The organism is Rhodovulum marinum (assembly GCF_004343075.1).
In the GTDB taxonomy this organism is placed as follows: Bacteria; Pseudomonadota; Alphaproteobacteria; order Rhodobacterales; family Rhodobacteraceae; genus Rhodovulum; species Rhodovulum marinum.
On sequence record NZ_SLXP01000001.1, the window covers coordinates 522,984 to 547,733 of the forward strand.

Below are 24,750 nucleotides of genomic sequence, written 5' to 3' on the forward strand. Positions count from 1 at the left end.
GACGAAACGCCGTTCTAGTGCCGCTTGCGGTCCGCCGGATAAACGCCGAGGATCTCCATGTGCGAGGTGAAATAATCCAGTTCCTCAAGCGCGCGTTTGACATGCGGATCGTCGGGGTGGCCTTCGATATCGGCATAGAACTGCGTCGCGGTAAACGAGCCGTCGACCATGTAGCTTTCCAGCTTGGTCATGTTCACCCCGTTCGTCGCAAATCCCCCCATCGCCTTGTACAGCGCCGCCGGGATGTTGCGGACCTGGAACACGAAGGTCGTCATCATCCCCAACTCGCCCCGGCGCGTCCAGTCGGGTTGGCTGGCCATCAAAAGGAAACGGGTCGTATTCTTGTCGTGATCCTCGATATGGCGGGCCAGCACGTCCAGGCCGTAAATCTCGGCGGCAAGATCACCGGCCAGAGCCGCAAGGCTTCGATCGCCCAGTTCGGCCACATGCTGGGCCGATCCGGCGGTATCGGCCCCTGTCACCCGGTGGATGCCATGGATCCGCAGGAACTCGCGGCACTGACCCAAAAGCACCGTGTGGCTCATCGCATGCGTGACCTCGTCAAGCCGCGTGCCCGGCACCCCCAGCAGGTTGATATGCACCCGCACGAAGGCCTCGTTGACGATGTGCAGCCCGGAATGCGGCAAAAGCTGGTGAATGTCGGCCACACGCCCATAGGTCGAATTCTCGACCGGCAGCATAGCCAACGCCGCGTCTCCGGTTCTGACCGCCTCGATCACGTCCTCGAAGGTGCGGCAGGGCAGCGCCTCCATCTCGGGGCGGGCGTCGCGGCACGCCTGGTGCGAATAGGCGCCCGGCTCTCCCTGGAAGGCGATGCGTTGGGTCATGAGGGCGGCCGCTCCTTGTCCGGACTAGCTGGTCATCCGGGGGTAATAAACCTTGCAATGAACAAGTTGAAGCGCATAGGAAAGAGCCGGGAACATATGGGAACGCGGGATGTCGGCCATCTTGGGCTTTTTCAAATTCGTCGCGGCGATCTGCATCGCCCTGGCGATTTTCTTCGTCATGAACCTGGCCGGCGGCGGCCTGTTTACCAATCGCGGTCTCGACGAGCCTGCCTATGTGGTGCTGGAGAATGAGGATGACCAATCCGCCGAACCCGCCGAAGAATTGAGCTTCGCAGAGTTGCTGGCCGCCGCCGACCCGACAGCGGGCGAACGTGTTTTCAAGGAATGCCGTGCCTGCCACCGGGTAGAAGAGGGTGTGAACATGGTCGGGCCATCGCTTTACAACGTGGTCGGCCGCCCGGTCGGCTCGGTCGACTCGTTCAGCTATTCCGACGCCTTCGCCGGGCTGGATGGCGAATGGACGCCCGAACGGATCGACGCTTTCATCACCAATCCCAGGGAGTTTGCGCCCGGCACGGCGATGACCTATGCGGGCCTTGATGATGCAGAGGACCGCGCAGCCGTCATCGCCTATCTTCAATCCATCGGGATGTAAGCCCCGGGTGGTGTCTTTCATGTGCGGTGCGGCCGAATGAAGACGCGCCGGCTGGACGGCCATAAACCGGATCGTGCTGCCCGCCGGGTTGCCCGCGGTTGACTTGCATGGCCCGCTACGCGCAATTTCTTGTCAGCGGGCAGTCTTTCAGGCGAGTGTCGATTTGGCGTTTTTGACCCAGGACAGGCTGCGCACCTATCCCCGCATCATCGTCCTTGGCTACGTCATTTCCGCGGTGCTGACCATTGGCTACTGGTTCGCACAACCGCTGTCAGGGGTCGCCAACCCCGGAGGCGATTTCATCGCTTTCCACGCCGCAGGCAGGATGGCTGCCGATGGCCTAGCTGCCAACGCCTATGATCCGCAGCAGTTGCAAGAGGTCTATTCGACCATCCTGCCCGGCATGGAGGATGTCCTTGGCTGGTATTATCCGCCGGTGTTCTTTCTGCCGCTCGAACCCTTGGCGCATCTGCCCTATTTCGGCGCCTTGACGGTCTGGATCGCTGTAATGGCGGGTCTGTTCGCCCTTGCCGTGCGGCCGCTGATCCATCACCGGGACGAGGCTTGGGCGATCGCAGCCTCCGCCCCGGTTTTCTACAACCTGTTCGACGGGCAGAACGGTTTTCTGACTGCGGCACTGATGATCTGGGCCTACCGCACGCTTTTTGCCCGACCGGCAATCGCTGGCCTTGCCCTCGGTTGCCTGTGCTACAAGCCGCACCTTGCGATCCTGTTCCCGGTGCTATTGCTGGCGTTGGGCGAATGGCGGGCCTTTGCGGCGGCGACCTTGACGGTCGCCGCGCTTGTCGGCCTGTCCTTGCTGGCCTATGGGCCTGCGCCCTGGGAGGCGTTTTTCGTCGAGAACCTTCAACGTTTGGCCCAGTTTCACGGCACCGCAGGCACGTTCCAGATGGCGCGCATCGCCTCGCCGAACGCCTTATTGCTTGGGTTTGGCAGCGGCCCCGAACTGGCCCGCCTTGTACAGCTTGCCTTCATGGCAGGCGTTGCCATTGCCATCGTGGCCATGGTTCGGGCAGGGGCGCCAAGACCGATGGTGTTTGCATTCACCGTATCGGCCGCCATCCCAGCCGCGCCACACAACTTTCTTTACGACTGGACAATCCTGGTCCTGCCGATGCTGATTCTCTGGCGCGAGATCGAACGCACCGGGCTCTTGCCCTTCGAAAGGGCCACCATGCTGACCGTGTTCATCGCCGCCCTGCCTCTGGGGGCTCTGCCAGTGGATTTTGTCATCGCCCCCGGCGTCCTGCCCTTGCTGGCACTCATGGCCGTTCTGGCGCGGCGCGCACTTGGCGGGCGCCCCTGACGGGGTGCCGCGCCACACGGGTTAGCGGCCCGTTTCGTCCTCATCGTCGTCCTCGTCATCACTGTCGGGCAGGTTGAAGAAGCTGTCCGCGTCGGGCACCGGGTCTTCCTTGTCGTCGTCGTCACTGCCCGACAGGGTGAATGTCTCGAGCCCCGAGATCGCCGTAGGCATGCGCGGCTCTGGGTCCATCCCCAGCGACTGCTCGGTCGACACCAGCTTGCGCCGCTCGTCATCCGTCATCAGCACGCCCTCGGCGGCCTTCTTCTTCGCGGCCTTCTGCACGGCGGCATCCAGTTCGGTCTGCTTGCACAGGCCAAGCGCCACCGGGTCGATCGGCTGGATGTTCGAAATGTTCCAATGCGTCCGCTCGCGGATCGACTGGATCGTCGGCTTGGTCGTACCGACCAGCTTGGAGATCTGGCCATCCGACAGTTCCGGGTGGAACTTGACCAGCCACAGGATCGCGGCCGGGCGGTCCTGCCGTTTGGACAACGGCGTATAGCGCGGGCCGCGGCGCTTTTCTTCGCCCACGGCGGCGGGGTTGAACTTCAACTTCAGACGATACAGCGGATCGGCCTCGCCCTTCTCGATCTCGACCGGATCAAGCTGGTTGTTCGCGACCGGATCGAAGCCCTTGACCCCCGCGGCAACGTCGCCATCGGCGATGCCCTGCACCTCGAGTTCGTGCATGCCGCAAAAATCGGCGATCTGCTTGAATGTCAGCGTGGTGTTGTCTACCAGCCAGACAGCGGTCGCCTTTGCCATGATCGGCTTGTTCATGGGTTCAACTCCTCTCGAACAAACAACAGGCTCCCCAGCCGGGAAAACGGCTGCGCCGGGGTGGCGCGGATCCTCGTTTTCGGGGAGGTTGAGCGTGTATATAGTCGGCCACGCGCCAGGAGAAAAGAGAAAATGCGCTGGCTTGTCCTGCTGATTCTGACCGCAACCTTCACCCGCGCCGAGGGTGAGGCCGCCGGCGTGTTCGACTATTACGTGTTGTCGCTCAGCTGGTCACCGACCTGGTGCGCCCTTGAAGGAGACCGCCGCGGCAGCCCGCAATGCGCGGACGACAGCGGCCATGGCTGGGTCTTGCACGGGCTCTGGCCGCAATACGAACGCGGCTGGCCAAGCTATTGCGCCACAGAGGAACGCAACCCCTCGCGCGCGGAAACCGGCGAGATGGCCGATATCATGGGCAGTTCCGGCGCCGCATGGCACCAGTGGAACAAGCATGGTCGCTGCTCGGGATTGTCGGCCGAGGAGTATTACACCCTGTCACGGCGCGCCTACCAGGCGGTGAACCGGCCCGAGGTGTTTCGCCAGTTGCCCGACGATGTCCGCCTGCCCGCGGCCGTCGTCGAAGAGGCGTTCCTGCAGGCGAACCCGGACTGGCGGCCCGACATGGTGACCGTCACCTGCAAGGCCGGGCGCATCCAGGAGGTGCGGCTGTGCCTGACACGCGAACTGAAACCGCGGCTCTGCGGCGCCGACGTCGTGAACGACTGCGAACAGCGGGATGCGCTGATGGAAGCCATGCGCTGACCCAACGATCCGCCGTGACCGAACCACCGGGAAAACCCCGGCAGGATCGTTGATCAAGGCGTCAGTCCCGCCATCCCAAGAATTCGTCGGCCCCGCCCGAAATGGGCGGGGCCTTCCGCCTACCCCGCGGACCGTCGGGCGATTTCCCCCAAAATACGCCCTTGGTCCTGTCCGGGTGGCGGCGTTTTGCGCAGCCGCAGCCGTCAGGCCCCGCCGCGGCGCCGCGCAGATCCCAGCATCGCAAGGCCGGCCAGCATCAGCACAGCCGAGGCCGGCAAGGGTACTGGCGCGACGCTCACAAGGTTCTGGCTCGGAACCGGGCCTGCCTCTGAGCGCAGAAAACTCAGCCGATAACCACCAGCACTTGCATCGAGATTCAGAAATTCCGCGGCCATCGTCTCGACGCTGTCGGGCGTCCGGTCGCGCAGCGAGAACATGCCCGACGAAAGGCTGATATCCGCGCTATCGTAGACCAGTTCCCAGATCGCAACCTGGAACGCCGCCGAACTGACCGCGTCGGTCACGTCGGCGTAATGCTGGGTGAACAGCCGGTCAAGATTGTCGACAATCTGCGGGCCGAACAGATCCGGCGCGGACGCGTAAGGCGTGGGCGTCTGGATCAGACGGTGCGCGATGTCCACGCACCATGCCAGCAGTTGCTGCCCCGTGCCGGCGACGTCGAAGGTGAATTCGCCCGCGCTTGCGGCCATATCCGTTCCGTCAAATCGGAAATAGGTGCCTGCCGCGCCTTTTTCCTGCCCGACATAGTCAAGCTGCATGGTCGTGGCCGAAGCCGCCGAAAGCGAGCCGACAAGGGCCAAGCCGGCCAACCCCAAAATACGCATCTTCGCCACCCGAAATACCGTTCAAAAACCCGGCCGCAACGCGCAACCGTCCAGATCAAGGTAATTCTGTGGCGGAAACATGGCCAGCCCGATGCGGGAAACAAAGCGTTTCGCAGGGCCGGCCGATCAGGCCACTTTCAGCACGATCTTTCCAACGTGGGCGCTCGATTCCATCCGCGCGTGCGCAGCGGCGGCGTCCTCCAGCGGGAACTCGCTGTCCATCACCGGGCGGACGCGGCCCGCGGCGATCAGCGGCCAGACCTTCTGCCGCAAATCTTCGGCGATCCGGGCCTTTGCAAGGTCCGATTGCGGGCGCAGGGTGGATCCGGTGATCGTCAGTCGCCGCATCATCACCTGGGCGAAATTCAACTCGACCTTGGGGCCTTTCAAAAACGCGATCTGCACCAGCCGCCCCTCGTCGGCCAGCGCCTTGACGTTCTTCGGCAGGTAATCGCCCCCGACCATGTCCAGGATCAGGTTCGCACCGCCCTCGCCGCGCAAAACCTCGACGAAATCCTCTTCGCGATAGTTGATCGCACGTTCGGCGCCCAACGCCGCGCAGGCGGCGCATTTCTCGGGGCTCCCGGCGGTTGCGAATACCCGCGCCCCGAACACAGCGGCAAGTTGTATGGCGGTGGTACCGATACCGGAGGACCCACCGTGGACAAGGAAGCGTTCGCCCGAAACCAGCCCCCCGCGCATGAACGCGTTCGACCAGACGGTGAAAAACGTCTCGGGCAGACAGGCGGCCTCTTTCAGGCTCAGGCCTTCGGGGACGGGCAGCGCGTGCGCCGCGGGCGTCACCACGTAATCGGCATAGCCACCCCCGGGCAGCAGCGCACAGACCTGATCCCCCACCGCGATGCCCGACACGTCTGGACCGATCGCCACCACCTCGCCCGCACCTTCCAGACCGGGCAGGTCCGACGCCCAGGACGGCGGCGCGTAAAGCCCGGCACGCTGGAGCGCATCTGGCCGATTCACACCCGCATAGGCCAGCCGGATCAGGATCTCGCCCGCGCCGGGCTGGGGCACCGGGCGCTCGGTGGTGCGCAAGACGTCGGGCCCGCCGGCCTCGGTGATTTCGACGGCGCGCATCGTGGCGGGAAGGGTCATGGTCACTCCGTCCGCGGGGTCAGCGAACCCGGCATGCGGAACCGCGGGCGGGCATGCGGCGGCTTGATCTGGCTGGCGATCAGGTTCGGCCCGAAGAGAAGCGGCTTCAGCAGCCAGCTTTTGCCGACCTGCGCCTTTGCCTTCTCGAACTGCATGACGTTCTCGATCCGGCGGTCGAGGAATTCCCAGGTAGCCTGGTCGCCCGGCGTCTCGTCGCCCAGCCAATACAGGACGGTTGCGCCATAGACCGCCGCAAGCGAGGCCCGCTTGGTGTACCAGTTCACATCATCCGAGGAATCGCCCAGCGCCGTCCAGATCCGGTCGGCCGTGCCCCAGACCAGCCGCGAACCATCGGCGGCGTATTGCGGCAGCGCAAACAGCGTCGCGCCGCGGCGGACCACTTCCTTGTCGTCCACCGCCTCGATCCGGTAACGGACCGCCAGGGCCACCTTGTCGCGAATCCGCATTTCGGACAGATCGACCGCATGCAACCGCCGCACCATCTCGTCATCGCCACGTCTGTGATAGGCGGCGGCCAGGTCGACCGCCCCGCGCGGACAGGCAGCGCGGGCCATCTGCGGTTCGACGCCCGAATCGGCGATCGCTGCCCGGAAGGCGGCCTCGCTCCACCCGTCAAAGGGCACATGCATCATGGCCGCATCCAGCAGCTGTTCGGTGATCTGGTCCATCCCGGTCGGCGTGTCGGTCATATGGGGCCCTCCTGGTGTCGGCTCGGTCTATAGACAAGTTAGCGAGGCTTTGCTATACGGCCACTTCCTGCTGAAAATGGCAACTCTAACAGGAAAGGTGGTGACAACCACATGCAGGTGAGCGTTCGCGACAACAATGTCGACCAGGCGCTTCGAGCGCTGAAGAAGAAACTTCAGCGTGAGGGCGTGTTCCGCGAAATGAAGCTGAAGCAGCATTTCGAGAAACCGTCCGAGAAGAAGGCGCGCGAGAAGGCCGAGGCCATTCGCCGCGCCCGGAAGCTGGCGCGCAAGAAAGCACAGCGCGAAGGGCTTCTGTAAGCCCGTCGACATGCGAACGGGGGCTTCGGCCCCGGTGCGACGACCCCCGCGGCTTTGCCCGGGGGTTTGTTGTTTGTGGGGCGGCGTAATCCGCCCGGCGCAGCCCATCGCCGGATTGCCGATCCCCGTCCCGCGGGCTAATCTGGTTTCAGCGGTGGACCGCACCGCGACACGTCAAGACAAGACAAGACAAGAAAGGAGTCGGGCGGTGTTCCTGCTGCTGACCATCTATTTCGGCCTGTCCCTGACCCTGCTGCTTGGCGCGGCCGGCCTTGAACGCCGCGACATCGTTGCCCGCAGGCTGGGAGTGAACGGGCGCGCGATGCTGCTGGCGCTGGCGGTTTCGGCCGTGGCTGCGCTGGGCGTCACGGTGGCCACCGCCTTCGCCTGGGGCTGGGTGAACATGCTGCACGTGCTGGGCGGCATGATCGTCTACCACGGCATCATGGGCATATTCCTCGTGCATGGGCTGCAAGAGGTCTCGGCCCGCGTGGCGCGCCAGAACATGGCATGACACGCGTCTCGTACGGCTCTCCGCATGGTGAACCGGCCAAGGCGCTGCGGGAACGGACGCTCAGCTCCTTTCGGCCTGCCCATATCCTGCGGTGAATTGCGCCACCGCCTCTGCCAGCTGCGCCTCGTCCAGCACGGGCGGATCGCCCAGAAGCAACGCGCCGTGGTACTGGCGGGCCAGCGCCTCGACCTCGATGGCCAGCCACATCGCCTTGTCCAGGGTTGCCTCGGCCGCGATCATCCCGTGATGGGCCATCAGGCAGGCCTTGCGTCCCTCCATCGCCTTCAGAACGCGATCCGACAGCGCCTGCGTGCCGAAGGTTTCATAGGGCGCGCAGCGGATGTTCTCGCCGCCCGCCGCGGCGACCATATAATGCACCGCCGGAATCTCCATGTGCATGATCGCAAGCGTCGTGCAGAACGGCGCATGGGCATGCACCACCGCCCCCAGATCGGCCCGGGCCCGCAGAATGTCCCGGTGAAAGCGCCATTCGGAGGAAGGCTTGCGGCCTCCGTGGGGCGTACCGTCCATCGCGAGGAACACGATATCCTCGGGCGTCATCTCCTCGTAGGGGATTGAGCTGGGCGTGATCAGAAGCCCGTCGCCATGGCGCACGCTGATATTGCCCGAACTGCCCTGGTTCAGCCCCACGGCGTTCATCTTCAGGCAGGCGGCCACGATCGCCGCGCGCTTGTCTTGCTCTTCGCCCATACCGGCCTCCGTTCTTTGTGCCTGCTATACCGGCAGGGCGGTGGTCTTGAACACCGTTCTCAGCGCAAACGAGGATTGCATCCGCGTCACGCCGGGCAGCCGGGTCAGGTATTGCCGGTGGATGCGGGCGAAATCCTCGCTGTCCTCGGCCACGACCTTGAGCAGGTAATCGGCGGTCCCCGCCATAAGGTGGCATTCCAGAACGTCCGGCACCCGTGCCACGGCCTTTTCAAAGGCCTCCAGTACCTCGTCGGCCTGCCCCGATAGCGTGATTTCGACAAAGACGGTGGTGGGCCGGGCCATCTTTCGCGGATCGAGCAGGGCCACGTAGTCACGGATGACCCCCGCGCGTTCCAATCGCGCCACGCGGCGGTGACAGGCCGAGGGCGAGAGGTTCACCCGCTCGCTGAGTTCGGCATTGGAAATGCGCCCCTGTTTCTGCAGCACGCGCAACAGGCGCCGGTCCGTGTCGTCAAGGTCCATCAAGTCGCCGATTCCTTCGAAGTCCGGCCCAATCCTTGCACATTCCTGTCGGAAAGACACGGGCACGAGGGGGCGGAATTCAATGCAATCCCCCACGATCCGCGGCATCCTGTCGCCATTCAGGGAGGGAGAGAGACATGCGTATTGGCTGCCCCAAGGAGATCAAGCCGCAGGAATACCGGGTGGGGCTGACGCCCAATGCCGTCCGCGAGGCGGTGGCCCATGGCCACGAGGTGCTGGTGGAGGCGGGCGCCGGGCTGGGGGCGGGCTTCGCCGATGACGATTACACGGCGGCAGGCGCGGTTCTGGTGGACAGTGCCGAAGAGGTGTTCGAGCGGGCCGAGATGATCGTGAAGGTCAAGGAACCGCAAGCGGCCGAACGCAAGCGCCTGCGCGAGGGGCAGGTGCTGTTCACCTATCTGCACCTTGCCCCCGACCCCGAGCAGACCCGCGACCTTCTGGACAGCGGCGTGACCGCGATTGCCTATGAAACCGTGACCGATGCGGCTGGCGGCTTGCCGCTTCTGGCGCCGATGTCCGAGGTGGCCGGGCGCCTGGCCGCGCAGATGGGGGCCTGGGCGCTGCAAAAGGCCAATGGCGGGCGCGGCACGCTGATGGGCGGTGTGCCGGGCGTGGGCCCGGCCGAGGTGGTGGTGATCGGCGGCGGCGTGGTCGGCACGCACGCGGCCCGGATCGCCGCGGGGATGGGGGCCGAGGTGACGGTCCTGGACCGGTCGCTGCCGCGGCTGCGTTATCTCGACGACGTGTTCGGCACCACGTTCCGCACGCGCTATTCCTCGGCGGGCGCGCTGTCCGAGGTGCTGGGCCATGCCGACATGGTGGTGGGGGCGGTGTTGATCCCCGGCGCCGAAACACCCAAGCTGGTGCGCCGGAACGACCTGTCCGGCATGAAACCCGGCGCGGTGCTGGTGGACGTCGCCATCGACCAGGGCGGCTGTTTCGAGACTTCGAAGCCCACCACCCATGACGCCCCGACCTACGACGTGGACGGGATCGTGCATTACTGCGTGGCGAACATGCCCGGCGCGGTGCCGCGGACCTCGACCATCGCGCTGGGCAACGCGACGATGCCCTTCCTGCTGGCGCTGGCGAACAAGGGCTGGCGGCAGGCCTGCGAGGACGACCCGCACCTTCTGGCGGGGCTGAACACCCATGCGGGTCACCTGACCTACTATGCCGTGGGGCGCGCGCAGGGGATCGACGTTCTGTCGCCGCATCTCGCGCTCAGGGAATAGGGCGCCCGGCAACGGGCGCCCCCTTTCCTGCGGATCAGCCGCGCGCCTGGAGCGCGTCGCGGATCTCCATCAGCAGTTCCTCTTGCGAGGGGCCAGCGGGCGCCTCGGCGGGCTTTTCCTGCTCTCTCATGGCCATGTCCTTGACCTTGTTGACCATCTTGACCAACAGGAAGACCACCCACGCGATGATCAGGAAATTGATCAGCGCGGTGATGAAGTTGCCATAGGCGAAGACACCGGCATTCTCGCCCTCGCCGATACGAATGCCCATCCCCGAGAAATCCACACCACCCAGGAACAACCCGATGATCGGGTTGATCAGGTCGTCGACCAGCGAGGTGACGATGGCCGTGAAGGCGGCGCCGATGATGATGCCGACGGCCATGTCCATGACATTGCCGCGGGCAATGAAGTCGCGAAATTCTTTCAGCATGCTTTCTCCAATTGAAATTCGTGTTTCCGGTCCCTGTTCCGCCGGGAAAACGACGGTAACCCCACCCTAGCGCGGCGCCGGCGAGCGGTGTTGCATTTTCTTGGCCCAGCCCCCAGAAGGACGGCGATTTCCTGCGGACAGGGACGGCATGACCATGGATATTGTTCACCCGGTTACAAAACGCTGGCCGCCGCGCACGCCGGGCGCGATCCAGCTTTATTCCTTCCCCACGCCGAACGGGGTAAAGGTGTCGATCATGCTGGAAGAAACCGGCCTGCCCTATGACGCACACCGGGTCTCGATCCTGGAAGATGACCAGTTCGACGAAGGCTTCCTTGCGCTGAACCCCAACAACAAGATTCCCGCGATCATCGACCCCGACGGGCCGGGCGGCGAACCGATGCCGCTTTTCGAAAGCGGGGCAATCCTGATCTACCTGGCCGAGAAGACCGGCCAGCTCCTGCCAGCCGCGCCGCGCGTCCGCTACGAGGTGCTGCAGTGGCTGATGTTCCAGATGGGCGGCGTGGGGCCGATGTTCGGGCAAATGGGGTTCTTCGTCAAATTCAAGGGCTCGGAGATCGAGGATCCGCGCCCGCGCGAACGTTATGTCGGCGAGTCCGTGCGGTTGATGCGGGTGCTGGACCAGCGGCTGGACGGGCGCGACTGGGTCTGTGGCGAGTACTCCATCGCCGACATCGCCATCGCACCCTGGCTGCGAACCGTTCTTGTGGGCTACGAGGCGCGCGAGATCGTCGGCTGGGACGAATTCCGCAACCTGCCCGCCTATCTCGACCGGTTCCTGGCACGCGATGCCGTGCAGCGGGGCCTGGCGCAACCGCCGCGAGAGTGATGGAAGGCGGACGGCACTCCCTACGTCCTCGCCAAGGCTTCTGGGGGCGAAGGCCGTGAGCTGCCGTCGCGAATGAACGGCTTTTTAAGAAACGCCATGCGATAGGAACCATGCCAGCAGACCGGACGAGAGGCACGGCATTGGAACTGTCCTTCATCCTGTACCGAAGCACCGCGCGGCGAGGTTTCGACGACAAGACCATCATCGGGATCCTCGCCGAAAGCGTGCGAAACAACCCGAAGGAGGGGCTGACCGGCTTTCTGCACATGGAGCGTGGCTGCTTTCTGCAATATCTCGAAGGCCCGCGCGGACCGCTGACACGCAAAGTCGCCCGGATTCAGAAGGACCGCCGCCACAAGGATTTCTTGCTCCTTGCAGAAGGCACGCTGGACACACGGTTTTTTCCCGACTGGGACATGGGCCAAATTCCCGAGGAAAACCTTCCGACCGACGGTATTTTGGCCGAAAGGTCGTGGTTGGAGCCCCAACCCGATATCGATCCCCTGCCCCTGATCCAAGCCTTTGCTGCCCATGCCGGCCAACAGCACGACTTAGAAATCCAACGCGTCGAGTAACGCGGCCGCGTGTGCCGCACGCCACCGGCAACGCGGATCCGGTTTCGCCGCGTCGCCCGCGCGCCGGGCCTCAGCCCGGCAATGCCCCGGTCAGCACATAGCGCAGGATCTGGACGACCTGCTCGGGCCGCTCGGCCACGGCCAACGCGGCGGCGTCGACTTCTTTCAGCGCGTGAGCATGCTCGGGGCCGTGCAGGACGATCAGCGACTTGCCCAACGCCGCGGCATAGCCCGCGTCGAAGGCCGCGTTCCACTGTTTGTATTTCTCGCCAAAGCGCACCACCACGATGTCTGCGTCCGCAATCCCCTTGCGGGTGCGGATCGCGTTGACCATCGCCCCCTTGTGATCGTGCCAGAACTTGTTGTCCTCGGCCCCCAGGATCGCCACGCCGCAATCGTCGCTGGCGGCATGATCCGTAACCGGGCTGTCGAAGGCCACATCCAGCCCCTTTGCTCCCTCGATGATCTGCTCGCGCCAATCGGTGTGGATCTCACCAGACAGGTAAACCTTCAGCGTCATCCTTCCCTCCCTATCGCTTGTCCTCGGAATCCCAGGCGGCGCGCAGCAGGCGCATCACCTCGTCATCCTCGACCTGATCGAATTGCTTGTAATGAGCGCCCACAGCCCGGAAGTCGCGCGGCGCCTCGAGAAAGACCAGCCGGTCGGTCATGCCCCGCATCTGCCAGATCGCCTCCTGCGGGCCGACCGGAACGGCAAGCCAGACCTCAAGCGGCCCGCGTTTCCTCAGCGCCTGCAGCACGGCGCGCACGGTAGCCCCCGTGGCGATACCGTCATCGACGACGATGGCTGTGCGGCCGGCGATCTTCTGGGGCTGGCGGTCGCCCAGATAGGCCGTGCGCCGCGCCTCGATCTCGGTCAGCTTTTGCTCCACCTGGGCCGTAAAATCGGCATGGGTCAGACCGGTCTGGCGCAACAGATCTTCGTTGAACACGACTTCCCGCGCCTGGCCGTCGACCACGGCCCCGGCCGCCAGTTCGGGATTGCCGGGCATGCCGATCTTGCGCACGAAGGCCAGGTCCAGCGGCGCGCCCAGCGCCTGTGCCACGGGAATCGCCACCGGCACACCGCCGCGCGGCAGCGCCAGGACCACCGGATTTTCGGGGTCTGCGGCGGCGACCTTCTCGGCCAGCCTGCGTCCGGCCTCCTCGCGGTTATCGAACATCGCGCGTTCCCCCCTGGACGGGCACTAGCCCCTGAGCGTGCCGCCCGTCGCCTTTTGGACCTTCTCGACGATCTTCTTGCCGACCGCCTCGATTTCCTCGTCGGTCAGCGTGCGGTCCATCGGCTGCATGCGCACCGTGATGGCCAGCGATTTCTTGCCCTCGCCCAGGCTGCCGCCGACGAATTCGTCGAAAACGCGCACCTCTTCAATCAACGCCTTGTCGGCCCCGGCAGCGGCGTTGACCACGTTCAGCGCAGGTGTGTCGGCATCCAGTACGAAGGCGAAATCGCGTTCCACCGCCTGCAAGTCGGACACCCCCAGCGCATCGCGGGTCGCCCCCTTCTTGCGCGGCATCGGTGCCTCTTCCAGCCAGACGGTAAAGGCCATGGCAGGGCCCTTCACATCCATCTCGCGCAGAACCTTGGGGTGCAGCTCTCCGAACACGGCCAACACCTTTTTCGGACCGAGGCAGATCATGCCATGCCGGCCCGGGTGCCAGTGATCGGCCGCGCCGCGCAGGATCTGCGCCTTGGCCGGGGCCCCGATGGCCGCCAGCACCGCCTCGCAATCGGCCTTGGCGTCGTAGACATCGACCGGACGGCGCGATCCGAAGGGATCGCGCGGCGCGGTGTGCCCGACCAGAAGGCCCGAGACCAGCAGGTGCTGTTCGCCCGGCTCGGCCCCGTGAAAGGCAGGCCCCACCTCGAACAGCGCCAGATCGGCAAAGCCGCGGGCCTGGTTGCGCGCGGCGGCCTGCAACAGACCCGGAAGCAGCGCGGGCCGCATGTGGCTCATCTCGCTGGAAATCGGATTCTCCAGCGCGGTCGCGTCATCGCCGCCCCCGAACAGCGCCGCCGAACCCTGGTCAATGAAGGAATAGGTGACGCATTCGTTGTAACCCAGGGCCGCGCAGGTGCGCCGGGCCGCGGCCTCGCGTTTCTGCATCGGCGTCAGGATGCCGGTAGGCACGCCGACATGCGACCGGGGCAGGCGCTTGCCTTCCAGTTTCGTCAGCGAGGCGACGCGGGCGACCTCCTCGACAAGGTCCGCCTCGCCCTGAACGTCGGGGCGCCAGGAGGGCACGTGGGCCGTGTCGCCCTCCAGCCGGAAGCCCAGCGCGGTCAGCGTCGCGCGCTGCTCCTCCGCCGGAATATCCATGCCCACCAGCCGCGCCACGCGGTCGGTATCGAGGCGGAAGGCGCGGTCCATTTCAAGCGGCGCGCCATCGGCCGCCACCTCGGACGGCTCGCCCCCGCACAGGTCCAGGATCATCCGCGTCGCGGCTTCCAGCCCCGGCAGGGTATAGGCCGGGTCGACGCCGCGTTCGAAACGGTAGCGCGCGTCGGAATTGATCTTCAGCGCGCGGCCCGTGGTGGCGATGGTGATCGGGTCCCAAAAGGCGCTTTCCAGGAAGACGTTCACCGTGCCCTCGGTCACGCCGGTATGCTCGCCGCCCATGATGCCGGCGATGCTTTCGGGGCCGGACTCGTCGGAGATCACCATCATGCCTTGGGCGAAGTTGTATTCCTTTTCATCCAGCGCCAGCAGGGTTTCATTCCCCTCGGCCGGGTGGATGCGCAGGCCCCCTTTGACCACATCCGCATCGAAGACGTGCAGCGGGCGGTTCTGGTCATAGGTGAAGAAGTTGGTGATATCGACCAGCGCCGAGATCGGGCGCAGGCCGATCGCCCTCAGCCGGTCCTGAAGCCATTGCGGGCTGGGGCCGTTCTTCACCCCGCGGATCAGGCGGCCGGTGAAATGGGGCGCGCCCTTGTCCTTGAGCGCCGGGTCGATGGTCACGCCGATGGGGCACGGGAAGGCGCCGGGCACGGGGTCCACCGCCTGCGGTTTCAGCCTGCCGACGCCGCGCGCGGCCAGGTCGCGCGCGATGCCGCGCACGCCCAGCGCGTCGGGGCGGTTGGGCGTGATCGCGATCTCGATGACGGGATCGACCTTGGCCGGGTCGTTCTCGGCCAGCCAGTCGGTGAATTTCTGCCCGACCTCGCCGCTCGGCAACTCGATGATGCCGTCGTGCTCGTCCGAAAGTTCCATCTCGCGTTCGGAACACATCATGCCATGGCTTTCGATCCCGCGGATCTTGCCGACCTGGATGATCGTGTCGATGCCGGGGATATAGGTGCCGGGATGCGCCACCACGACGGTGATCCCCTCGCGCGCATTGGGGGCGCCGCAGATGATCTGCTGTTCGCCCAGCGCGGTCGCCACCTGGCAGACGCGCAGGCGGTCGGCATCGGGGTGCTTCTCGGCCTTGAGGACGCGGCCGATGGTGAATTCCTCAAGCTTCTTCGCGGGGTTCTCGACGCCCTCGACCTCCAGCCCCAGGTCGGTCAGCGCGTAGAGGATGTCGTCGAGGGACGCCTCGGTGTCGAGGTGGTCCTTCAGCCAGGAGAGGGTGAATTTCATCTGCGTCACGCCTTTGGGTCGCGGGTCGGGCCTGTCTCTAGCCCAAAGGGGGGCGCGGGGAAAGGGGCCTACTCCTGTTCCGCGCGCGCCGCCAGCGTGTCGACCCGGCCCATCCGCCACAGCCGTATCTCGCGCGCGAGGCGGATCGAGGGCTTGAGGAAGAAGAACCCCGAGCCGATGACGAACAGCCAGATCGCGGGGGTTTCGAGGGATTGCCAGAAGAACAGCACCGAGCCGACGAGAAAGCACAGCGCGGCGGCGAAATCGACGGCGGTATGGGCGATCTCGTAGGCGGCATAGACGCGCCGGGTCTCGGCGTTGCGTTCGCGGTTCTGGTGCTGGAAAAGCTGCATCCTGGGCATCCCCTCTGGCCGGTGTGCTGGGCCAACGTATCAGGCGGGGATCGGTTCACCATGGGCCGGGCGTTGTGAAAACGTAGGGTGGGTGCCAACCCACCATTGCGGGTTCTTGCGGGGTGGTGGGTTTCACCCACCCTACGGGTGCTGCCTGTGAGCGCGTTCGGCCAAGTGGTGGGTTATACCCACCCTACGCTTGCTAGCCGCTTGCCGCGCTATGCCCAACAAAGATATCATTCCACTTTTTTATTTCAGGATAATCGGCGGAAAGCGCAAAACTTGACGCCATTAGAAAAACAATCAAAACCAAGGCGGATAACCCCGCGTGAAATGCACTCTCTTTCTTTATAAGATTCTTCATTAGGTCTTTCTGCATGGCCTCGGCGCTATCCAGCTTCGCTTCAAGCGCGCTTCCGTCAGGAAGTGCTTTAAAGCTTGATTGACCTATATGACTTACTCCATCCACGCGTGACAGCAGAACTCCAGACAATGCCCCTATAGCGCAGTAGGCTAACAAGTTCGATAGCGAGTTAACGTCCCCGAGTGTCGGCACCTGCATCAAAAGCGCAGTAAGCACGAAGACTACGAAGGCAAGAAGTACTGCATTTTTAGCCTCAGTTTTTTTTTAAAATTCCAAGCAAAATTGTATGCTGCCCAGTAGAGAGCATTGTGCGCCTTATATATTTATTTTCCAGCCCCAACATCAGGGAATATAACTCCAGTCTCTGCCTGAGGCTGGAATACTCTGCGCGCTCTTGGCATCTGACGAAAAGGCGAGTGTATATCGCAATTCCGAAGCCGCAGATCACGAGACCAAAAAGCGCCGACGATACAAGAACTACATTCACCCACTCAACCCCCCATGCAGGGTCGGCCTGTCCAGCGCGCTGAAGCCGTAGTGCCTCAGCCAGCGCAGGTCTGAATCGAAGAATGCCCGCAGGTCGGGGATGCCGTATTTCAGCATGGCCAGGCGGTCGATGCCCATGCCGAAGGCGAAGCCCTGCCATTCTTCGGGGTCGATGCCGCCGGCGGCCAGCACCTTGGGGTGGACCATGCCGGAGCCGAGGATCTCCATCCAGTCGTCGCCCTCGCCGATCTTGAGCGTGCCGCCGGTCCAGGAACAGCGGATGTCGACCTCGGCGGAGGGTTCGGTGAAGGGGAAGTGCGAGGCGCGGAAGCGGAGTTCGACGCCGTCGACCTCGAAGAAGGCGCGACAGAATTCCTCGAGCACCCATTTCAGGTTGGCCATGGAAATGTCGCGGTCGATGGCCAGCCCCTCGACCTGGTGGAACATCGGCGTGTGGGTCTGGTCGTAGTCGCAACGATAGACCCGGCCCGGCGCGATCACCCGGATCGGCGCGCCCTGGGCCTGCATCGCGCGGATCTGCACGGGCGAGGTGTGGGTGCGCAGCACATGCGGCGGGCGGTCGTCGCCGTCCGCGCGCGCCATGAAGAAGGTGTCGTGTTCCTGCCGGGCGGGGTGTTCGGGCGGGATGTTCAGCGCGTCGAAATTGAACCAGTCGCTTTCGATCTGCGGCCCCTCGGCCACGGCAAAGCCCATGTCGGCGAAGATGGCGGTGATCTCTTCGGTGACCTGGGACACGGGGTGGATCGTGCCGCGGGGGCGCGGGCGTCCGGGCAGCGTGACGTCGAGCCATTCGGCACGCAGACGTTCGTTCAGCGCGGCATCGGCAAGGGCGGCCTTGCGGGCGGACAGCGCGGAATTGATCTCGTCTTTCAGCGCGTTCAGCCTGGGGCCCATGACCTGCCGTTCCTCGGGGGTCATCTTGCCCAGCTCGCGCATTTTCAGGCTGATCTCGCCCTTCTTGCCGACCGCGGTGACGCGCAATTCTTCCAACGCTGCCTCGTCGGCGGCAGCTGCGATCGCGTCGAGATATTTCTGCCTCAGATCGTCCATCCCGGGGGCCCCTTCGCTGGCATTCGGCGGCGTCGATAGCACAGGGGCCCGCGATTGCAAATGCGGGCGCAGGCGATGCGGCCCCTGCCGGTCAAGGCGGCAGAGGTCCGCGCGGCTGCCGAAAAACCGGGCGGCGGCGTGTTGCATCGCGCGGGCTGGCGGGCACGGCGTTGACCAGGGCGCGCAAGGCCGCAGGATGAGGGGGCAAGTGGCGGATTGCGGGCGGCCTCGGCCCGTGGGGACGACCGGCCCCGCCTCCGCCCCTTGCACGAAAGGAGCGCTGGCCATGACCGAAGACGAGGCCTATCGCTGGCTGATCGCCGGCGCCGCGCCGGGGGCCGATCCGTTCGATGCGCATGTGCTGGCCTCGATCCTGGCGCTGGCCATAGGAGAGGGCGGTACCGCTGGAAGGGTTTGTGCCCATTCCGGGCTGGATCGCGGGGCACTGGATCGGCTGGCCGAGGGGATGTTCCCGGCCTGTCGCGAAGGGCTGGCGGCGATGGCCGACCAAGACCTTCCCACAGCCGAGATCGAACAGGATTCGGTGCGCAATCTGCTGGAAGATCACGCCAGCGGTCCAAGCCTGCTTGGCCGGCCGCTTGCCGCGATGGTGGCGCGCCGCGCGATGGAACCCGACCACCTGTGGCAGGACCTTGGCCTGCGGAACCGGAACGAGTTGTCGGCTCTGCTGGATCGCCATTTCGCGCCACTGGCCCGGCAGAACACCGCCAACATGAAGTGGAAACGGTTCTTCTACCGCAAGATTTGCGAGGAAGAAGGCTTCGTTCTCTGCGCAGCGCCCTCCTGCAGCGCCTGCGGCGATTTCGAGATGTGTTTCGGCGAGGAAACCGGCGAAGCCCGGCTGGCACGGGTGCGCAACGGGCTTACCGCCGCCGGCCCCGCTTGATCGACGGGAACCATCTGACCCAGTCCCTGCGCCCGCCGCCAGGCCGACGGCCCCATGATCGGGCGCGCCGGGTCCAGCGGCCCCGCTGCCAATTGCGGGCACAATGCCTCGAGCCAAGCGCGCGTTGCGGGGGTCATGCGTTTCCACGCCTCTGAACCCGGGTTCAGGCTTTCCGCAAGGGCGCCCTCGGCGAAAAGGATCTCGTGACGCGCAAACAGAAGGTGAAAATACGTAACCACCCCACCCGCTTGGACCGTAACGCCGGGCAGCCCGACAAAGGCCTTGGCCGCCACCAGCACCTCGCGCCCGCCGCAGAGCGTCAGAACCCGGTGTTGCGGCGACAGGCACAGCCTGTGCCGGTTCCCAAGCGCCCCGGGTGCGAAGACCACCGGAGCAGCCGCTCCCTCGGCCCGTACCCGCCGGCACCCGACCCACAGCAGCGGTTGCATCCCGTGATCGGCGGTCAGGACCGGGTCGCCGGGCCGCAAAGCCTCGATCCGCGATTCACCACCCCCGGTCAGGATGCGCGTGCCTTCGGCAAAGCACACATACAGATCGGAATAGGCGATTGCGGGCTGGTTCGAGTCGATCGAGACGACCTCGTAGGTAACGCCCGGCATGATTTCGGCATCAGAAACCGCGGCCTCGATGTGATTGCCGATCTTGACGCCATAAACCGTGATCTCGTCGGCGGGGTCGGTCGATCCGGCCGGGCGCACGATATAGGCGTAATCGACCTTGATCGCCGTGCCGGCCGGAAACGTCGCGCCGTTGACGGCAACCGGGGCGGCAAGGGTCTGGCCCGACGCGTCGCCGTCGGCGAAAAACGTGTCGTCGTCGGTGATCTCGGCTGCCACCGGGACGGACCCGGCGCCGATCGAGAAGGTCGAGTTTCCGACCGCACCGCCATTCGCATCCTGTGTGTCAGAGAAGACGTCGGGGCCGATCGAGGTGATGTCGCTCTTTTCCCAAAGGTAGATCGTCGGCATCGCGAACGGCCCCAGTCCCACACGCACCCCGGCCGGCGCGGCGTGTCAGGCCAGAATCGTGCATTGCCCTTTAAAACAGGCTTAACGACCTGCGTTGCCAGAACTTGCACGTCGCCACAGAAAACCCCCGCTCGGCAAAGCCGGCGGGGGTTCGCAAATCGACATCGCCTTGGCTCAGGCCAGCGCAGCCTTGGCCTTTTCGACGATCGCGCCGAACGCCTCGGGTTCGTTCACGGCCAGATCGGCCAGGACCTTGCGGTCCACCTCGATCCCGGCGTTGGACAGACCGTTGATGAAGCGCGAATAGGTCAGCGCCTCGTCATGGGCCCGGACGGCCGCGTTGATCCGCTGGATCCACAGCGCGCGGAAGTTACGCTTGCGCTGCTTGCGGTCGCGCGTCGCGTACTGGTTGGCTTTGTCGACGGCCTGGGTCGCGGTGCGGAACGCGTTCTTGCGGCGGCCATAATAACCCTTCGCGGCCTTGATGACCTTCTTGTGACGGGCGTGGGTGGTCGTGCCACCTTTGACTCGGGACATGGTTCAGGCCTCCTTAGCGGTCGTAGGGCATGTAGGACTTGGCGAGCTTTTCGTCCGGAGCCGAAAGCGTCGTGGTCCCGCGCGCGTTGCGGATGAATTTCTTGTGCCGCTTGATCATGCCGTGCCGCTTGCCGGCCTGGGCGGACAGAACCCTGCCCGTCCCGGTCACCTTGAAGCGCTTCTTGGCGCTCGACTTGGTCTTCATCTTGGGCATTTCCGTCTCCTTTTCGGGCGGTTTCTGCGCGACTCGGCATGCCTCTGGGGCCGGCCACGCGGGTAGAGGGTGTGCGTATAGGGGCCTCGGGCGCGGCTGGCAAGGGGAAAGGCCCACGTCTCGCGCGCCATGGTCTAGACGACCGCCAAAAGGTGCCGCATATTTCGCGCACCCCTTTTCTGATAAAAATAATCGGGTTAGGTGATGAAGTCACAGACCGCCCTGCCGCGCCGGTGTTCTGTGGCGTCACCACCGACACGTCCGGCGAGACCAGATCGCCGGGTGCCCGTTCCTACCCCGCGCGCCCCCCTTGTCCAAAGGACTGGCCCATGTTCGGAAAATTCGTCCTCGGCCTTTGCATCGGCGGAACCGCGCGTCATTGCCGGACCGCGTTCAACACGCCACCCCCGTTGCACACCACGCCTTGCCCGAACATCGAGACCGAACGACGGCAGGACCGCATGATGAAACAGGCCACGCGCCCGGATTCCGGACAGACGGACATGATCGCCAAGGGCGCGCCACGATGGACCAGCGAACGCGCCGCCTTCGATTCCATGCTGTCGCGCGACAAGCCCCGCCACATCGTCGTCGTGGCCGATGGCATGTTACAGCAAACCTCCGGACGGACGCTCCTGCGCGGGCGTGATGCCGACGATTACCATTGACCCAGGGACCCCAACCATGCGCATTGCCGTTGCCAGCCAGAATTTTCGCACCGTGACCCCCCATGTGGGCAAGACCCGGCGCTTCCTTGTCTACGAGGCGCAACCCGGCCAACCCGCCCGCGAAATCGACCGGATCGACCTGCCCAAGGGCATGGCGCTGCACGATTTCCACGGCGAGGGGGATCACCCGCTGTACCACATGGAAGCGATCATCGCGGCGAGTGTCGGTGCCGGATTTTCCCGTCGCATGGCCGCCCGGGGGATCGTGGCGGTCGCGACCGCGGAAACCGATCCGGCCCTAGCCGCGCGCGCCTTCGTCGACGGCTGCCTGGCCCCCGCTGCGCCGCACGATCACGATCATGACCACGATGACGCCGGGTGCTGCGACCATTAGGATCGGTGTCCGACATCCCCGGGGGGCCGGCACCGCCCCCCCCGGGGGCGCTAGTTTACGTAGCGATTGATGACCCTGGAAAACACCTTCGGGACGTCCTCGACCGTGTAGCCCGCGGGATTTCGCGACACGGCGGTGGCGATCAACCCGCCCGAGATCAGCACCATGATCGCCGCCGCCCGTGGCGCATGGCCATGGGTAAAGGCCGACAATAGCGCCGGTACGGCAAGTATTCCCACGACCACGCCGATGACGAGAAACAGGTCGGCCTGCATCGACGGCCTCCGGTTGGATTGGTTTCAGGCCATTATTCGGGCTCGACGTTGAAAATCAATCTTTCCTCGCAGGGCGCCACGCGCAGGATGTTGGTCGAACCGGGGATGTTGAACGGCAGGCCCGCGATCACGATGATCCGGTCCTCGCCATCGCCATAGCCGCCCTCGCGCGCGGCCCGCGCCGCGCTGACAACGGCCATCTTGAACCGCTCGACCTTGTCATTGAAGAAACAGTTGATGCCCCAGGACAGGCACAGCCGCCGCCCCGTCGCGGCATAGGGCGTCAACGCCAGGATCGGCACGCGCGGCCGTTCGCGCGCGGTCTTGAGCGCGGTCGTGCCCGACTCGGTGAAGCAGCAGATCGCCTTGATCTCGGCGGTTTCGGCGATCTCGCGCGCGGCGGCGACGATACCGTCTGCCACCGTGGAGCGATGCGCCTGGCGGCTGGCCTCGATGATGTCGCGGTAGACCGGATCGCTCTCGACCTCGATGGCGACGTTGTCCATCGTGGTGACGGCCTCGATCGGGTATTGTCCGGCCGCCGATTCCGCCGACAGCATCACCGCATCGGCGCCCTCGTAGATTGCGGTGGCGACGTCGGACACCTCGGCCCGGGTCGGCACGGGGCTTTCGATCATGCTCTCCAGCATTTGGGTGGCCACGATCACCGGCTTGGCCGCCGCCCGGCAGGCGCGGACCAGGCGTTTTTGGATCGGCGGCACATTCTGAACCGGGATTTCCACGCCCAGGTCACCGCGCGCGACCATGATCCCGTCCGAAACGGCAAGGATCTCGTCAAAGCATTTCACCGCCGCGGGTTTCTCGATCTTGGACAGGATCGCGGCGCGGTCGCCGACGATGCCACGCGCCTCGGTCACGTCCTCGGGGCGCTGCACGAAACTCAGCGCCACCCAGTCGATGCCGAGATCCAGCACGAAATCGAGATCGCGCCTGTCCTTGTCCGACAGCGCCGCCACCGGCAGCACGACGTCGGGCACGTTCACGCCCTTCCGGTTCGAAATCGTGCCTCCGACGACCACTTCGCAGTTCGCGAAATCGGGGCCGCATTCCTTGACCTTCAACCGGATCTTGCCGTCGTTGACCAGAAGGGTCGAGCCGGGTTCCAGCGCGGCAAAGATTTCCTTGTGGGGCAGTTGCACGCGATGCGCCTCGCCCGGTGCCGGGTCGAGGTCGAGACGGAAATCCTGGCCATCCTCAAGTTCGGCCGCGCCATTGGCGAAAACCCCGCAGCGCAGCTTGGGGCCCTGCAGGTCGGCAAGGATCGCGATCGGCCGGCCGGTATCGTTCTCGATCTGGCGAATGATCGCATGCCGGCGGGCGATCTCGTCGTGGCTGCCATGGCTCATGTTCAGGCGAAAGACGTCGGCCCCCGCCTCGAACAGCTTGCGGATCATGTCGTAATCGTCGGACGCGGGGCCGAGGGTGGCCACTATCTTGAGGTTGCGAAGGCGTCTCATCCTGCCTCATCTGTTGTCTGGCGCGGCTTGCCCGAATGGCGCCGGCCGCTCCTCTTTAGGACGAAACCCGGCGAGGTGACAACTGGCGCTTGGGTCGCGTCTGTCCTATAGGGATGTTACCGTGAAAGATGACACCCAGATGACCTATCGGCCGTTCGAGACGATCGAGGCGGGGCGCACGTCCCGCTGGCTCGTCACCTGCGATCACGCCACCAACCTCGTGCCCGTCTCGGTGAACGGCGGGGATCTCGGCATCGCCCCCGAGGACATGGCCCGCCACATCGCGTGGGATCCCGGCGCGGCGGGCGTCGCGCAGCGGCTGGCCCAGGTGCTGAACGCGCCGTTGACCATGACGCGCTTCTCGCGGCTGGTGATCGACCCGAACCGCGGCGCGGACGACCCGACACTGGTGATGCGGCTGTATGACGGGACGGTGATCCCGGCCAATCGCGGCATTGACGATGCCGAGATCGAACGCCGATTGGATGCCTTCTGGCGGCCCTATGACGCGGAACTGGCGCGGCTTGTGACGCGGCGGCCGGACACCGTGTTCGTGTCGGTCCACAGCTTCACGCCCCGGCTGAACGGCCGCGGCGACCGGCCCTGGCAGATCGGCATCCTGCATGCCGCCGACGACCGGCTGGCGCGGCCGCTGATCGACCGGCTTCGGCGCGAACCCGACCTGTGCGTGGGCGAGAACGAGCCCTATGGCGGCCACCTGCCCGGTGACGCTGTCGACCGCCACGCCATCGCGCATGGCGTGCCCAACGTGCTGATCGAGCTACGCAACGACGTGATCGCGACCAAAGAGGACCAGGACGCCTGGGCCGACCGGCTGGCACCGATCCTGGAGGAGGCGCTGGCCGAAACCGGCCTGTAGATGGGAGGGGAAAACATGGATGACGCGACCCGCACCGAGATCGAGGCAGCGGCCTTCCGCAGGCTGCGCCAGCACCTGATGGACGACCGGCCGGACGTTCAGAACATCGACCTGATGAACCTGGCCGGGTTCTGCCGCAACTGCCTGTCGCGCTGGATGCAGGAAGCTGCCGCCGAGCACGGCATCGAGATGTCGAAAGAGGCCGCGCGCGAGGCGTTCTACGGAATGCCCTATGACGACTGGAAGGCCGCGCACCAGACCGAGGCCAGCCCCGAGAAGCAGGCCGCCTTCGACACGGCCTTCGCCGAGAACGTGGGCCAGCACAAGGGGTAACGGGGCGCGCCGGAATGCCCTCTCGCTCCGGCGCGGAATGAGAGTAGAG

Annotated in this window: 31 protein-coding genes and 1 pseudogene; 13 read left to right on the top strand and 19 right to left on the bottom strand. The window is 65.1% G+C overall.

All coding sequences use genetic code 11. The features are described 5' to 3' along the window. Positions 1–14: 14 nt before the first annotated feature. Positions 15–848: a prephenate dehydratase gene (locus EV662_RS02540; protein ID WP_132460546.1), complete on the bottom strand. Its 834-nt coding sequence runs from the start codon at positions 846–848 to the stop codon at positions 15–17. Positions 849–957: 109 nt separating this feature from the next. Between EV662_RS02540 and EV662_RS02545 the strand changes: the two genes are divergently transcribed. Beyond that, positions 958–1,464, top strand: coding sequence for a c-type cytochrome (locus EV662_RS02545; RefSeq protein ID WP_132460547.1), 507 nt, complete (start codon positions 958–960; stop codon positions 1,462–1,464). 73 nt (positions 1,465–1,537) lie between these two features. Next, positions 1,538–2,791, top strand: a complete 1,254-nt coding sequence (locus EV662_RS02550) for a glycosyltransferase family 87 protein (RefSeq protein WP_165915491.1) — start codon at positions 1,538–1,540, stop codon at positions 2,789–2,791. A 21-nt stretch (positions 2,792–2,812) separates the two neighbouring features. On the opposite strand, the gene EV662_RS02555 is transcribed toward EV662_RS02550, so the two are convergent. Then, entirely contained in the window at positions 2,813–3,571 is a 759-nt protein-coding gene (locus tag EV662_RS02555; RefSeq protein WP_132460549.1) for a DUF1013 domain-containing protein, read from the bottom strand. A gap of 132 nt (positions 3,572–3,703) precedes the next feature. Here EV662_RS02555 and EV662_RS02560 point away from each other — a divergent pair, with 132 nt between their 5' ends. Beyond that, complete coding sequence (locus EV662_RS02560; RefSeq protein ID WP_132460550.1) at positions 3,704–4,333, top strand: ribonuclease T2 family protein; 630 nt, start codon at positions 3,704–3,706, stop codon at positions 4,331–4,333. Between the two features lie 203 nt (positions 4,334–4,536). On the opposite strand, the gene EV662_RS02565 is transcribed toward EV662_RS02560, so the two are convergent. From EV662_RS02565 to EV662_RS02575, 3 genes are all read right to left on the bottom strand, one after another. After that, the gene (locus EV662_RS02565; protein ID WP_132460551.1) at positions 4,537–5,187 is read right to left on the bottom strand and encodes a VPLPA-CTERM sorting domain-containing protein; all 651 of its coding nucleotides are present in this window, start codon (positions 5,185–5,187) and stop codon (positions 4,537–4,539) included. Positions 5,188–5,304: 117 nt separating this feature from the next. Continuing rightward, a complete protein-coding gene (locus EV662_RS02570; protein ID WP_132460552.1) occupies positions 5,305–6,294 on the bottom strand; it encodes an NAD(P)H-quinone oxidoreductase in 990 nt (329 codons plus the stop codon). Positions 6,295–6,296: 2 nt separating this feature from the next. Beyond that, a complete protein-coding gene (locus EV662_RS02575) occupies positions 6,297–7,004 on the bottom strand; it encodes a COQ9 family protein (protein WP_207903576.1) in 708 nt (235 codons plus the stop codon). Positions 7,005–7,115: 111 nt separating this feature from the next. Between EV662_RS02575 and rpsU the strand changes: the two genes are divergently transcribed. Together rpsU and EV662_RS02585 are read left to right on the top strand one after the other, a co-directional pair. Further along, positions 7,116–7,322, top strand: a complete 207-nt coding sequence (gene rpsU, locus EV662_RS02580; protein ID WP_005614280.1) for a 30S ribosomal protein S21 — start codon at positions 7,116–7,118, stop codon at positions 7,320–7,322. 208 nt (positions 7,323–7,530) lie between these two features. Beyond that, the gene (locus EV662_RS02585) at positions 7,531–7,836 is read left to right on the top strand and encodes a hypothetical protein (protein WP_132460553.1); all 306 of its coding nucleotides are present in this window, start codon (positions 7,531–7,533) and stop codon (positions 7,834–7,836) included. 60 nt (positions 7,837–7,896) lie between these two features. On the opposite strand, the gene EV662_RS02590 is transcribed toward EV662_RS02585, so the two are convergent. Further along, entirely contained in the window at positions 7,897–8,547 is a 651-nt protein-coding gene (locus EV662_RS02590; protein ID WP_132460554.1) for a class II aldolase/adducin family protein, read from the bottom strand. A 24-nt stretch (positions 8,548–8,571) separates the two neighbouring features. Beyond that, complete coding sequence (locus EV662_RS02595; protein WP_132460555.1) at positions 8,572–9,030, bottom strand: Lrp/AsnC family transcriptional regulator; 459 nt, start codon at positions 9,028–9,030, stop codon at positions 8,572–8,574. A 137-nt stretch (positions 9,031–9,167) separates the two neighbouring features. Here EV662_RS02595 and ald point away from each other — a divergent pair, with 137 nt between their 5' ends. After that, positions 9,168–10,286: an alanine dehydrogenase gene (ald, locus tag EV662_RS02600; RefSeq protein WP_132460556.1), complete on the top strand. Its 1,119-nt coding sequence runs from the start codon at positions 9,168–9,170 to the stop codon at positions 10,284–10,286. Positions 10,287–10,320: 34 nt separating this feature from the next. Here ald and mscL read toward each other — a convergent pair whose 3' ends face one another. Next, positions 10,321–10,719: a large-conductance mechanosensitive channel protein MscL gene (gene mscL / locus EV662_RS02605; protein WP_132460557.1), complete on the bottom strand. Its 399-nt coding sequence runs from the start codon at positions 10,717–10,719 to the stop codon at positions 10,321–10,323. Positions 10,720–10,867: 148 nt separating this feature from the next. Between mscL and EV662_RS02610 the strand changes: the two genes are divergently transcribed. After that, on the top strand, positions 10,868–11,569 hold the full coding sequence (locus EV662_RS02610) for a glutathione S-transferase N-terminal domain-containing protein (RefSeq protein ID WP_132460558.1): 702 nt from the start codon (positions 10,868–10,870) through the stop codon (positions 11,567–11,569). Positions 11,570–11,709: 140 nt separating this feature from the next. Beyond that, complete coding sequence (locus EV662_RS02615; protein ID WP_165915492.1) at positions 11,710–12,144, top strand: BLUF domain-containing protein; 435 nt, start codon at positions 11,710–11,712, stop codon at positions 12,142–12,144. Between the two features lie 70 nt (positions 12,145–12,214). On the opposite strand, the gene EV662_RS02620 is transcribed toward EV662_RS02615, so the two are convergent. From EV662_RS02620 to pheS, 6 genes are all read right to left on the bottom strand, one after another. Beyond that, positions 12,215–12,664: a YtoQ family protein gene (locus tag EV662_RS02620; protein ID WP_132460560.1), complete on the bottom strand. Its 450-nt coding sequence runs from the start codon at positions 12,662–12,664 to the stop codon at positions 12,215–12,217. A 10-nt stretch (positions 12,665–12,674) separates the two neighbouring features. Further along, the gene (locus tag EV662_RS02625) at positions 12,675–13,328 is read right to left on the bottom strand and encodes a phosphoribosyltransferase (protein ID WP_132460561.1); all 654 of its coding nucleotides are present in this window, start codon (positions 13,326–13,328) and stop codon (positions 12,675–12,677) included. A gap of 24 nt (positions 13,329–13,352) precedes the next feature. After that, positions 13,353–15,752, bottom strand: coding sequence for a phenylalanine--tRNA ligase subunit beta (gene pheT / locus EV662_RS02630; RefSeq protein ID WP_132460562.1), 2,400 nt, complete (start codon positions 15,750–15,752; stop codon positions 13,353–13,355). Between the two features lie 68 nt (positions 15,753–15,820). Continuing rightward, positions 15,821–16,105: a YrhK family protein gene (locus tag EV662_RS02635; RefSeq protein WP_132460563.1), complete on the bottom strand. Its 285-nt coding sequence runs from the start codon at positions 16,103–16,105 to the stop codon at positions 15,821–15,823. Positions 16,106–16,307: 202 nt separating this feature from the next. Next, positions 16,308–16,667, bottom strand: a complete 360-nt coding sequence (locus EV662_RS02640; protein ID WP_207903577.1) for a hypothetical protein — start codon at positions 16,665–16,667, stop codon at positions 16,308–16,310. 285 nt (positions 16,668–16,952) lie between these two features. After that, positions 16,953–18,026, bottom strand: a complete 1,074-nt coding sequence (gene pheS / locus EV662_RS02645) for a phenylalanine--tRNA ligase subunit alpha (protein WP_132460565.1) — start codon at positions 18,024–18,026, stop codon at positions 16,953–16,955. A gap of 286 nt (positions 18,027–18,312) precedes the next feature. Between pheS and EV662_RS02650 the strand changes: the two genes are divergently transcribed. Next, positions 18,313–18,933 carry a nitrogen fixation protein NifQ gene (locus EV662_RS02650; RefSeq protein ID WP_132460566.1) on the top strand — a complete coding sequence of 207 codons (621 nt, stop codon included), beginning with the start codon at positions 18,313–18,315 and terminating at the stop codon, positions 18,931–18,933. Positions 18,934–19,100: 167 nt separating this feature from the next. Here EV662_RS02650 and EV662_RS20070 read toward each other — a convergent pair. The 3 genes and pseudogenes from EV662_RS20070 to rpmI all read right to left on the bottom strand — a co-directional run. Then, a pseudogene (locus EV662_RS20070) lies at positions 19,101–19,922 on the bottom strand (Hint domain-containing protein); the annotation flags it as partial. 174 nt (positions 19,923–20,096) lie between these two features. Further along, positions 20,097–20,459, bottom strand: a complete 363-nt coding sequence (gene rplT / locus EV662_RS02660) for a 50S ribosomal protein L20 (protein ID WP_132460568.1) — start codon at positions 20,457–20,459, stop codon at positions 20,097–20,099. Between the two features lie 13 nt (positions 20,460–20,472). Next, positions 20,473–20,673 carry a 50S ribosomal protein L35 gene (rpmI, locus tag EV662_RS02665; protein ID WP_132460569.1) on the bottom strand — a complete coding sequence of 67 codons (201 nt, stop codon included), beginning with the start codon at positions 20,671–20,673 and terminating at the stop codon, positions 20,473–20,475. A 329-nt stretch (positions 20,674–21,002) separates the two neighbouring features. Here rpmI and EV662_RS02670 point away from each other — a divergent pair, with 329 nt between their 5' ends. Both EV662_RS02670 and EV662_RS02675 read left to right on the top strand, forming a co-directional pair. Next, complete coding sequence (locus tag EV662_RS02670; protein WP_132460570.1) at positions 21,003–21,341, top strand: vWA domain-containing protein; 339 nt, start codon at positions 21,003–21,005, stop codon at positions 21,339–21,341. Between the two features lie 16 nt (positions 21,342–21,357). After that, positions 21,358–21,735, top strand: a complete 378-nt coding sequence (locus EV662_RS02675; RefSeq protein ID WP_132460571.1) for a NifB/NifX family molybdenum-iron cluster-binding protein — start codon at positions 21,358–21,360, stop codon at positions 21,733–21,735. 50 nt (positions 21,736–21,785) lie between these two features. Here EV662_RS02675 and EV662_RS02680 read toward each other — a convergent pair whose 3' ends face one another. Both EV662_RS02680 and pyk read right to left on the bottom strand, forming a co-directional pair. Beyond that, complete coding sequence (locus EV662_RS02680) at positions 21,786–22,010, bottom strand: hypothetical protein (protein WP_132460572.1); 225 nt, start codon at positions 22,008–22,010, stop codon at positions 21,786–21,788. Between the two features lie 32 nt (positions 22,011–22,042). Next, positions 22,043–23,488: a pyruvate kinase gene (gene pyk, locus EV662_RS02685; protein WP_132460573.1), complete on the bottom strand. Its 1,446-nt coding sequence runs from the start codon at positions 23,486–23,488 to the stop codon at positions 22,043–22,045. Positions 23,489–23,627: 139 nt separating this feature from the next. Between pyk and EV662_RS02690 the strand changes: the two genes are divergently transcribed. Together EV662_RS02690 and EV662_RS02695 are read left to right on the top strand one after the other, a co-directional pair. Next, positions 23,628–24,368 (top strand): N-formylglutamate amidohydrolase, encoded by a 741-nt coding sequence (locus EV662_RS02690; RefSeq protein WP_132460687.1) that lies wholly within the window; start codon positions 23,628–23,630, stop codon positions 24,366–24,368. A 15-nt stretch (positions 24,369–24,383) separates the two neighbouring features. Then, positions 24,384–24,701 (top strand): DUF1244 domain-containing protein, encoded by a 318-nt coding sequence (locus tag EV662_RS02695; protein ID WP_132460574.1) that lies wholly within the window; start codon positions 24,384–24,386, stop codon positions 24,699–24,701. Positions 24,702–24,750 lie beyond the last annotated feature (49 nt).

Excerpts from the sequence above, each read along its gene's own strand:
- EV662_RS02540 (WP_132460546.1), bottom strand. The coding sequence starts at position 848 with ATGACCCAACGCATCGCCTTCCAGGGAGAGCCGGGCGCCTATTCGCAC.
- EV662_RS02545 (WP_132460547.1), top strand. The coding sequence starts at position 958 with ATGTCGGCCATCTTGGGCTTTTTCAAATTCGTCGCGGCGATCTGCATC.
- EV662_RS02555 (WP_132460549.1), bottom strand. The coding sequence starts at position 3,571 with ATGAACAAGCCGATCATGGCAAAGGCGACCGCTGTCTGGCTGGTAGAC.
- EV662_RS02560 (WP_132460550.1), top strand. The coding sequence starts at position 3,704 with ATGCGCTGGCTTGTCCTGCTGATTCTGACCGCAACCTTCACCCGCGCC.
- EV662_RS02570 (WP_132460552.1), bottom strand. The coding sequence starts at position 6,294 with ATGACCCTTCCCGCCACGATGCGCGCCGTCGAAATCACCGAGGCCGGC.
- EV662_RS02575 (WP_207903576.1), bottom strand. The coding sequence starts at position 7,004 with ATGACCGACACGCCGACCGGGATGGACCAGATCACCGAACAGCTGCTG.
- rpsU (WP_005614280.1), top strand. The coding sequence starts at position 7,116 with ATGCAGGTGAGCGTTCGCGACAACAATGTCGACCAGGCGCTTCGAGCG.
- EV662_RS02590 (WP_132460554.1), bottom strand. The coding sequence starts at position 8,547 with ATGGGCGAAGAGCAAGACAAGCGCGCGGCGATCGTGGCCGCCTGCCTG.
- EV662_RS02595 (WP_132460555.1), bottom strand. The coding sequence starts at position 9,030 with ATGGACCTTGACGACACGGACCGGCGCCTGTTGCGCGTGCTGCAGAAA.
- ald (WP_132460556.1), top strand. The coding sequence starts at position 9,168 with ATGCGTATTGGCTGCCCCAAGGAGATCAAGCCGCAGGAATACCGGGTG.
- mscL (WP_132460557.1), bottom strand. The coding sequence starts at position 10,719 with ATGCTGAAAGAATTTCGCGACTTCATTGCCCGCGGCAATGTCATGGAC.
- EV662_RS02610 (WP_132460558.1), top strand. The coding sequence starts at position 10,868 with ATGACCATGGATATTGTTCACCCGGTTACAAAACGCTGGCCGCCGCGC.
- EV662_RS02620 (WP_132460560.1), bottom strand. The coding sequence starts at position 12,664 with ATGACGCTGAAGGTTTACCTGTCTGGTGAGATCCACACCGATTGGCGC.
- EV662_RS02625 (WP_132460561.1), bottom strand. The coding sequence starts at position 13,328 with ATGTTCGATAACCGCGAGGAGGCCGGACGCAGGCTGGCCGAGAAGGTC.
- pheT (WP_132460562.1), bottom strand. The coding sequence starts at position 15,752 with ATGAAATTCACCCTCTCCTGGCTGAAGGACCACCTCGACACCGAGGCG.
- EV662_RS02635 (WP_132460563.1), bottom strand. The coding sequence starts at position 16,105 with ATGCAGCTTTTCCAGCACCAGAACCGCGAACGCAACGCCGAGACCCGG.
- EV662_RS02640 (WP_207903577.1), bottom strand. The coding sequence starts at position 16,667 with ATGCAGGTGCCGACACTCGGGGACGTTAACTCGCTATCGAACTTGTTA.
- pheS (WP_132460565.1), bottom strand. The coding sequence starts at position 18,026 with ATGGACGATCTGAGGCAGAAATATCTCGACGCGATCGCAGCTGCCGCC.
- EV662_RS02650 (WP_132460566.1), top strand. The coding sequence starts at position 18,313 with ATGACCGAAGACGAGGCCTATCGCTGGCTGATCGCCGGCGCCGCGCCG.
- rplT (WP_132460568.1), bottom strand. The coding sequence starts at position 20,459 with ATGTCCCGAGTCAAAGGTGGCACGACCACCCACGCCCGTCACAAGAAG.
- rpmI (WP_132460569.1), bottom strand. The coding sequence starts at position 20,673 with ATGCCCAAGATGAAGACCAAGTCGAGCGCCAAGAAGCGCTTCAAGGTG.
- EV662_RS02670 (WP_132460570.1), top strand. The coding sequence starts at position 21,003 with ATGTTCGGAAAATTCGTCCTCGGCCTTTGCATCGGCGGAACCGCGCGT.
- EV662_RS02675 (WP_132460571.1), top strand. The coding sequence starts at position 21,358 with ATGCGCATTGCCGTTGCCAGCCAGAATTTTCGCACCGTGACCCCCCAT.
- EV662_RS02680 (WP_132460572.1), bottom strand. The coding sequence starts at position 22,010 with ATGCAGGCCGACCTGTTTCTCGTCATCGGCGTGGTCGTGGGAATACTT.
- pyk (WP_132460573.1), bottom strand. The coding sequence starts at position 23,488 with ATGAGACGCCTTCGCAACCTCAAGATAGTGGCCACCCTCGGCCCCGCG.
- EV662_RS02690 (WP_132460687.1), top strand. The coding sequence starts at position 23,628 with ATGACCTATCGGCCGTTCGAGACGATCGAGGCGGGGCGCACGTCCCGC.
- EV662_RS02695 (WP_132460574.1), top strand. The coding sequence starts at position 24,384 with ATGGATGACGCGACCCGCACCGAGATCGAGGCAGCGGCCTTCCGCAGG.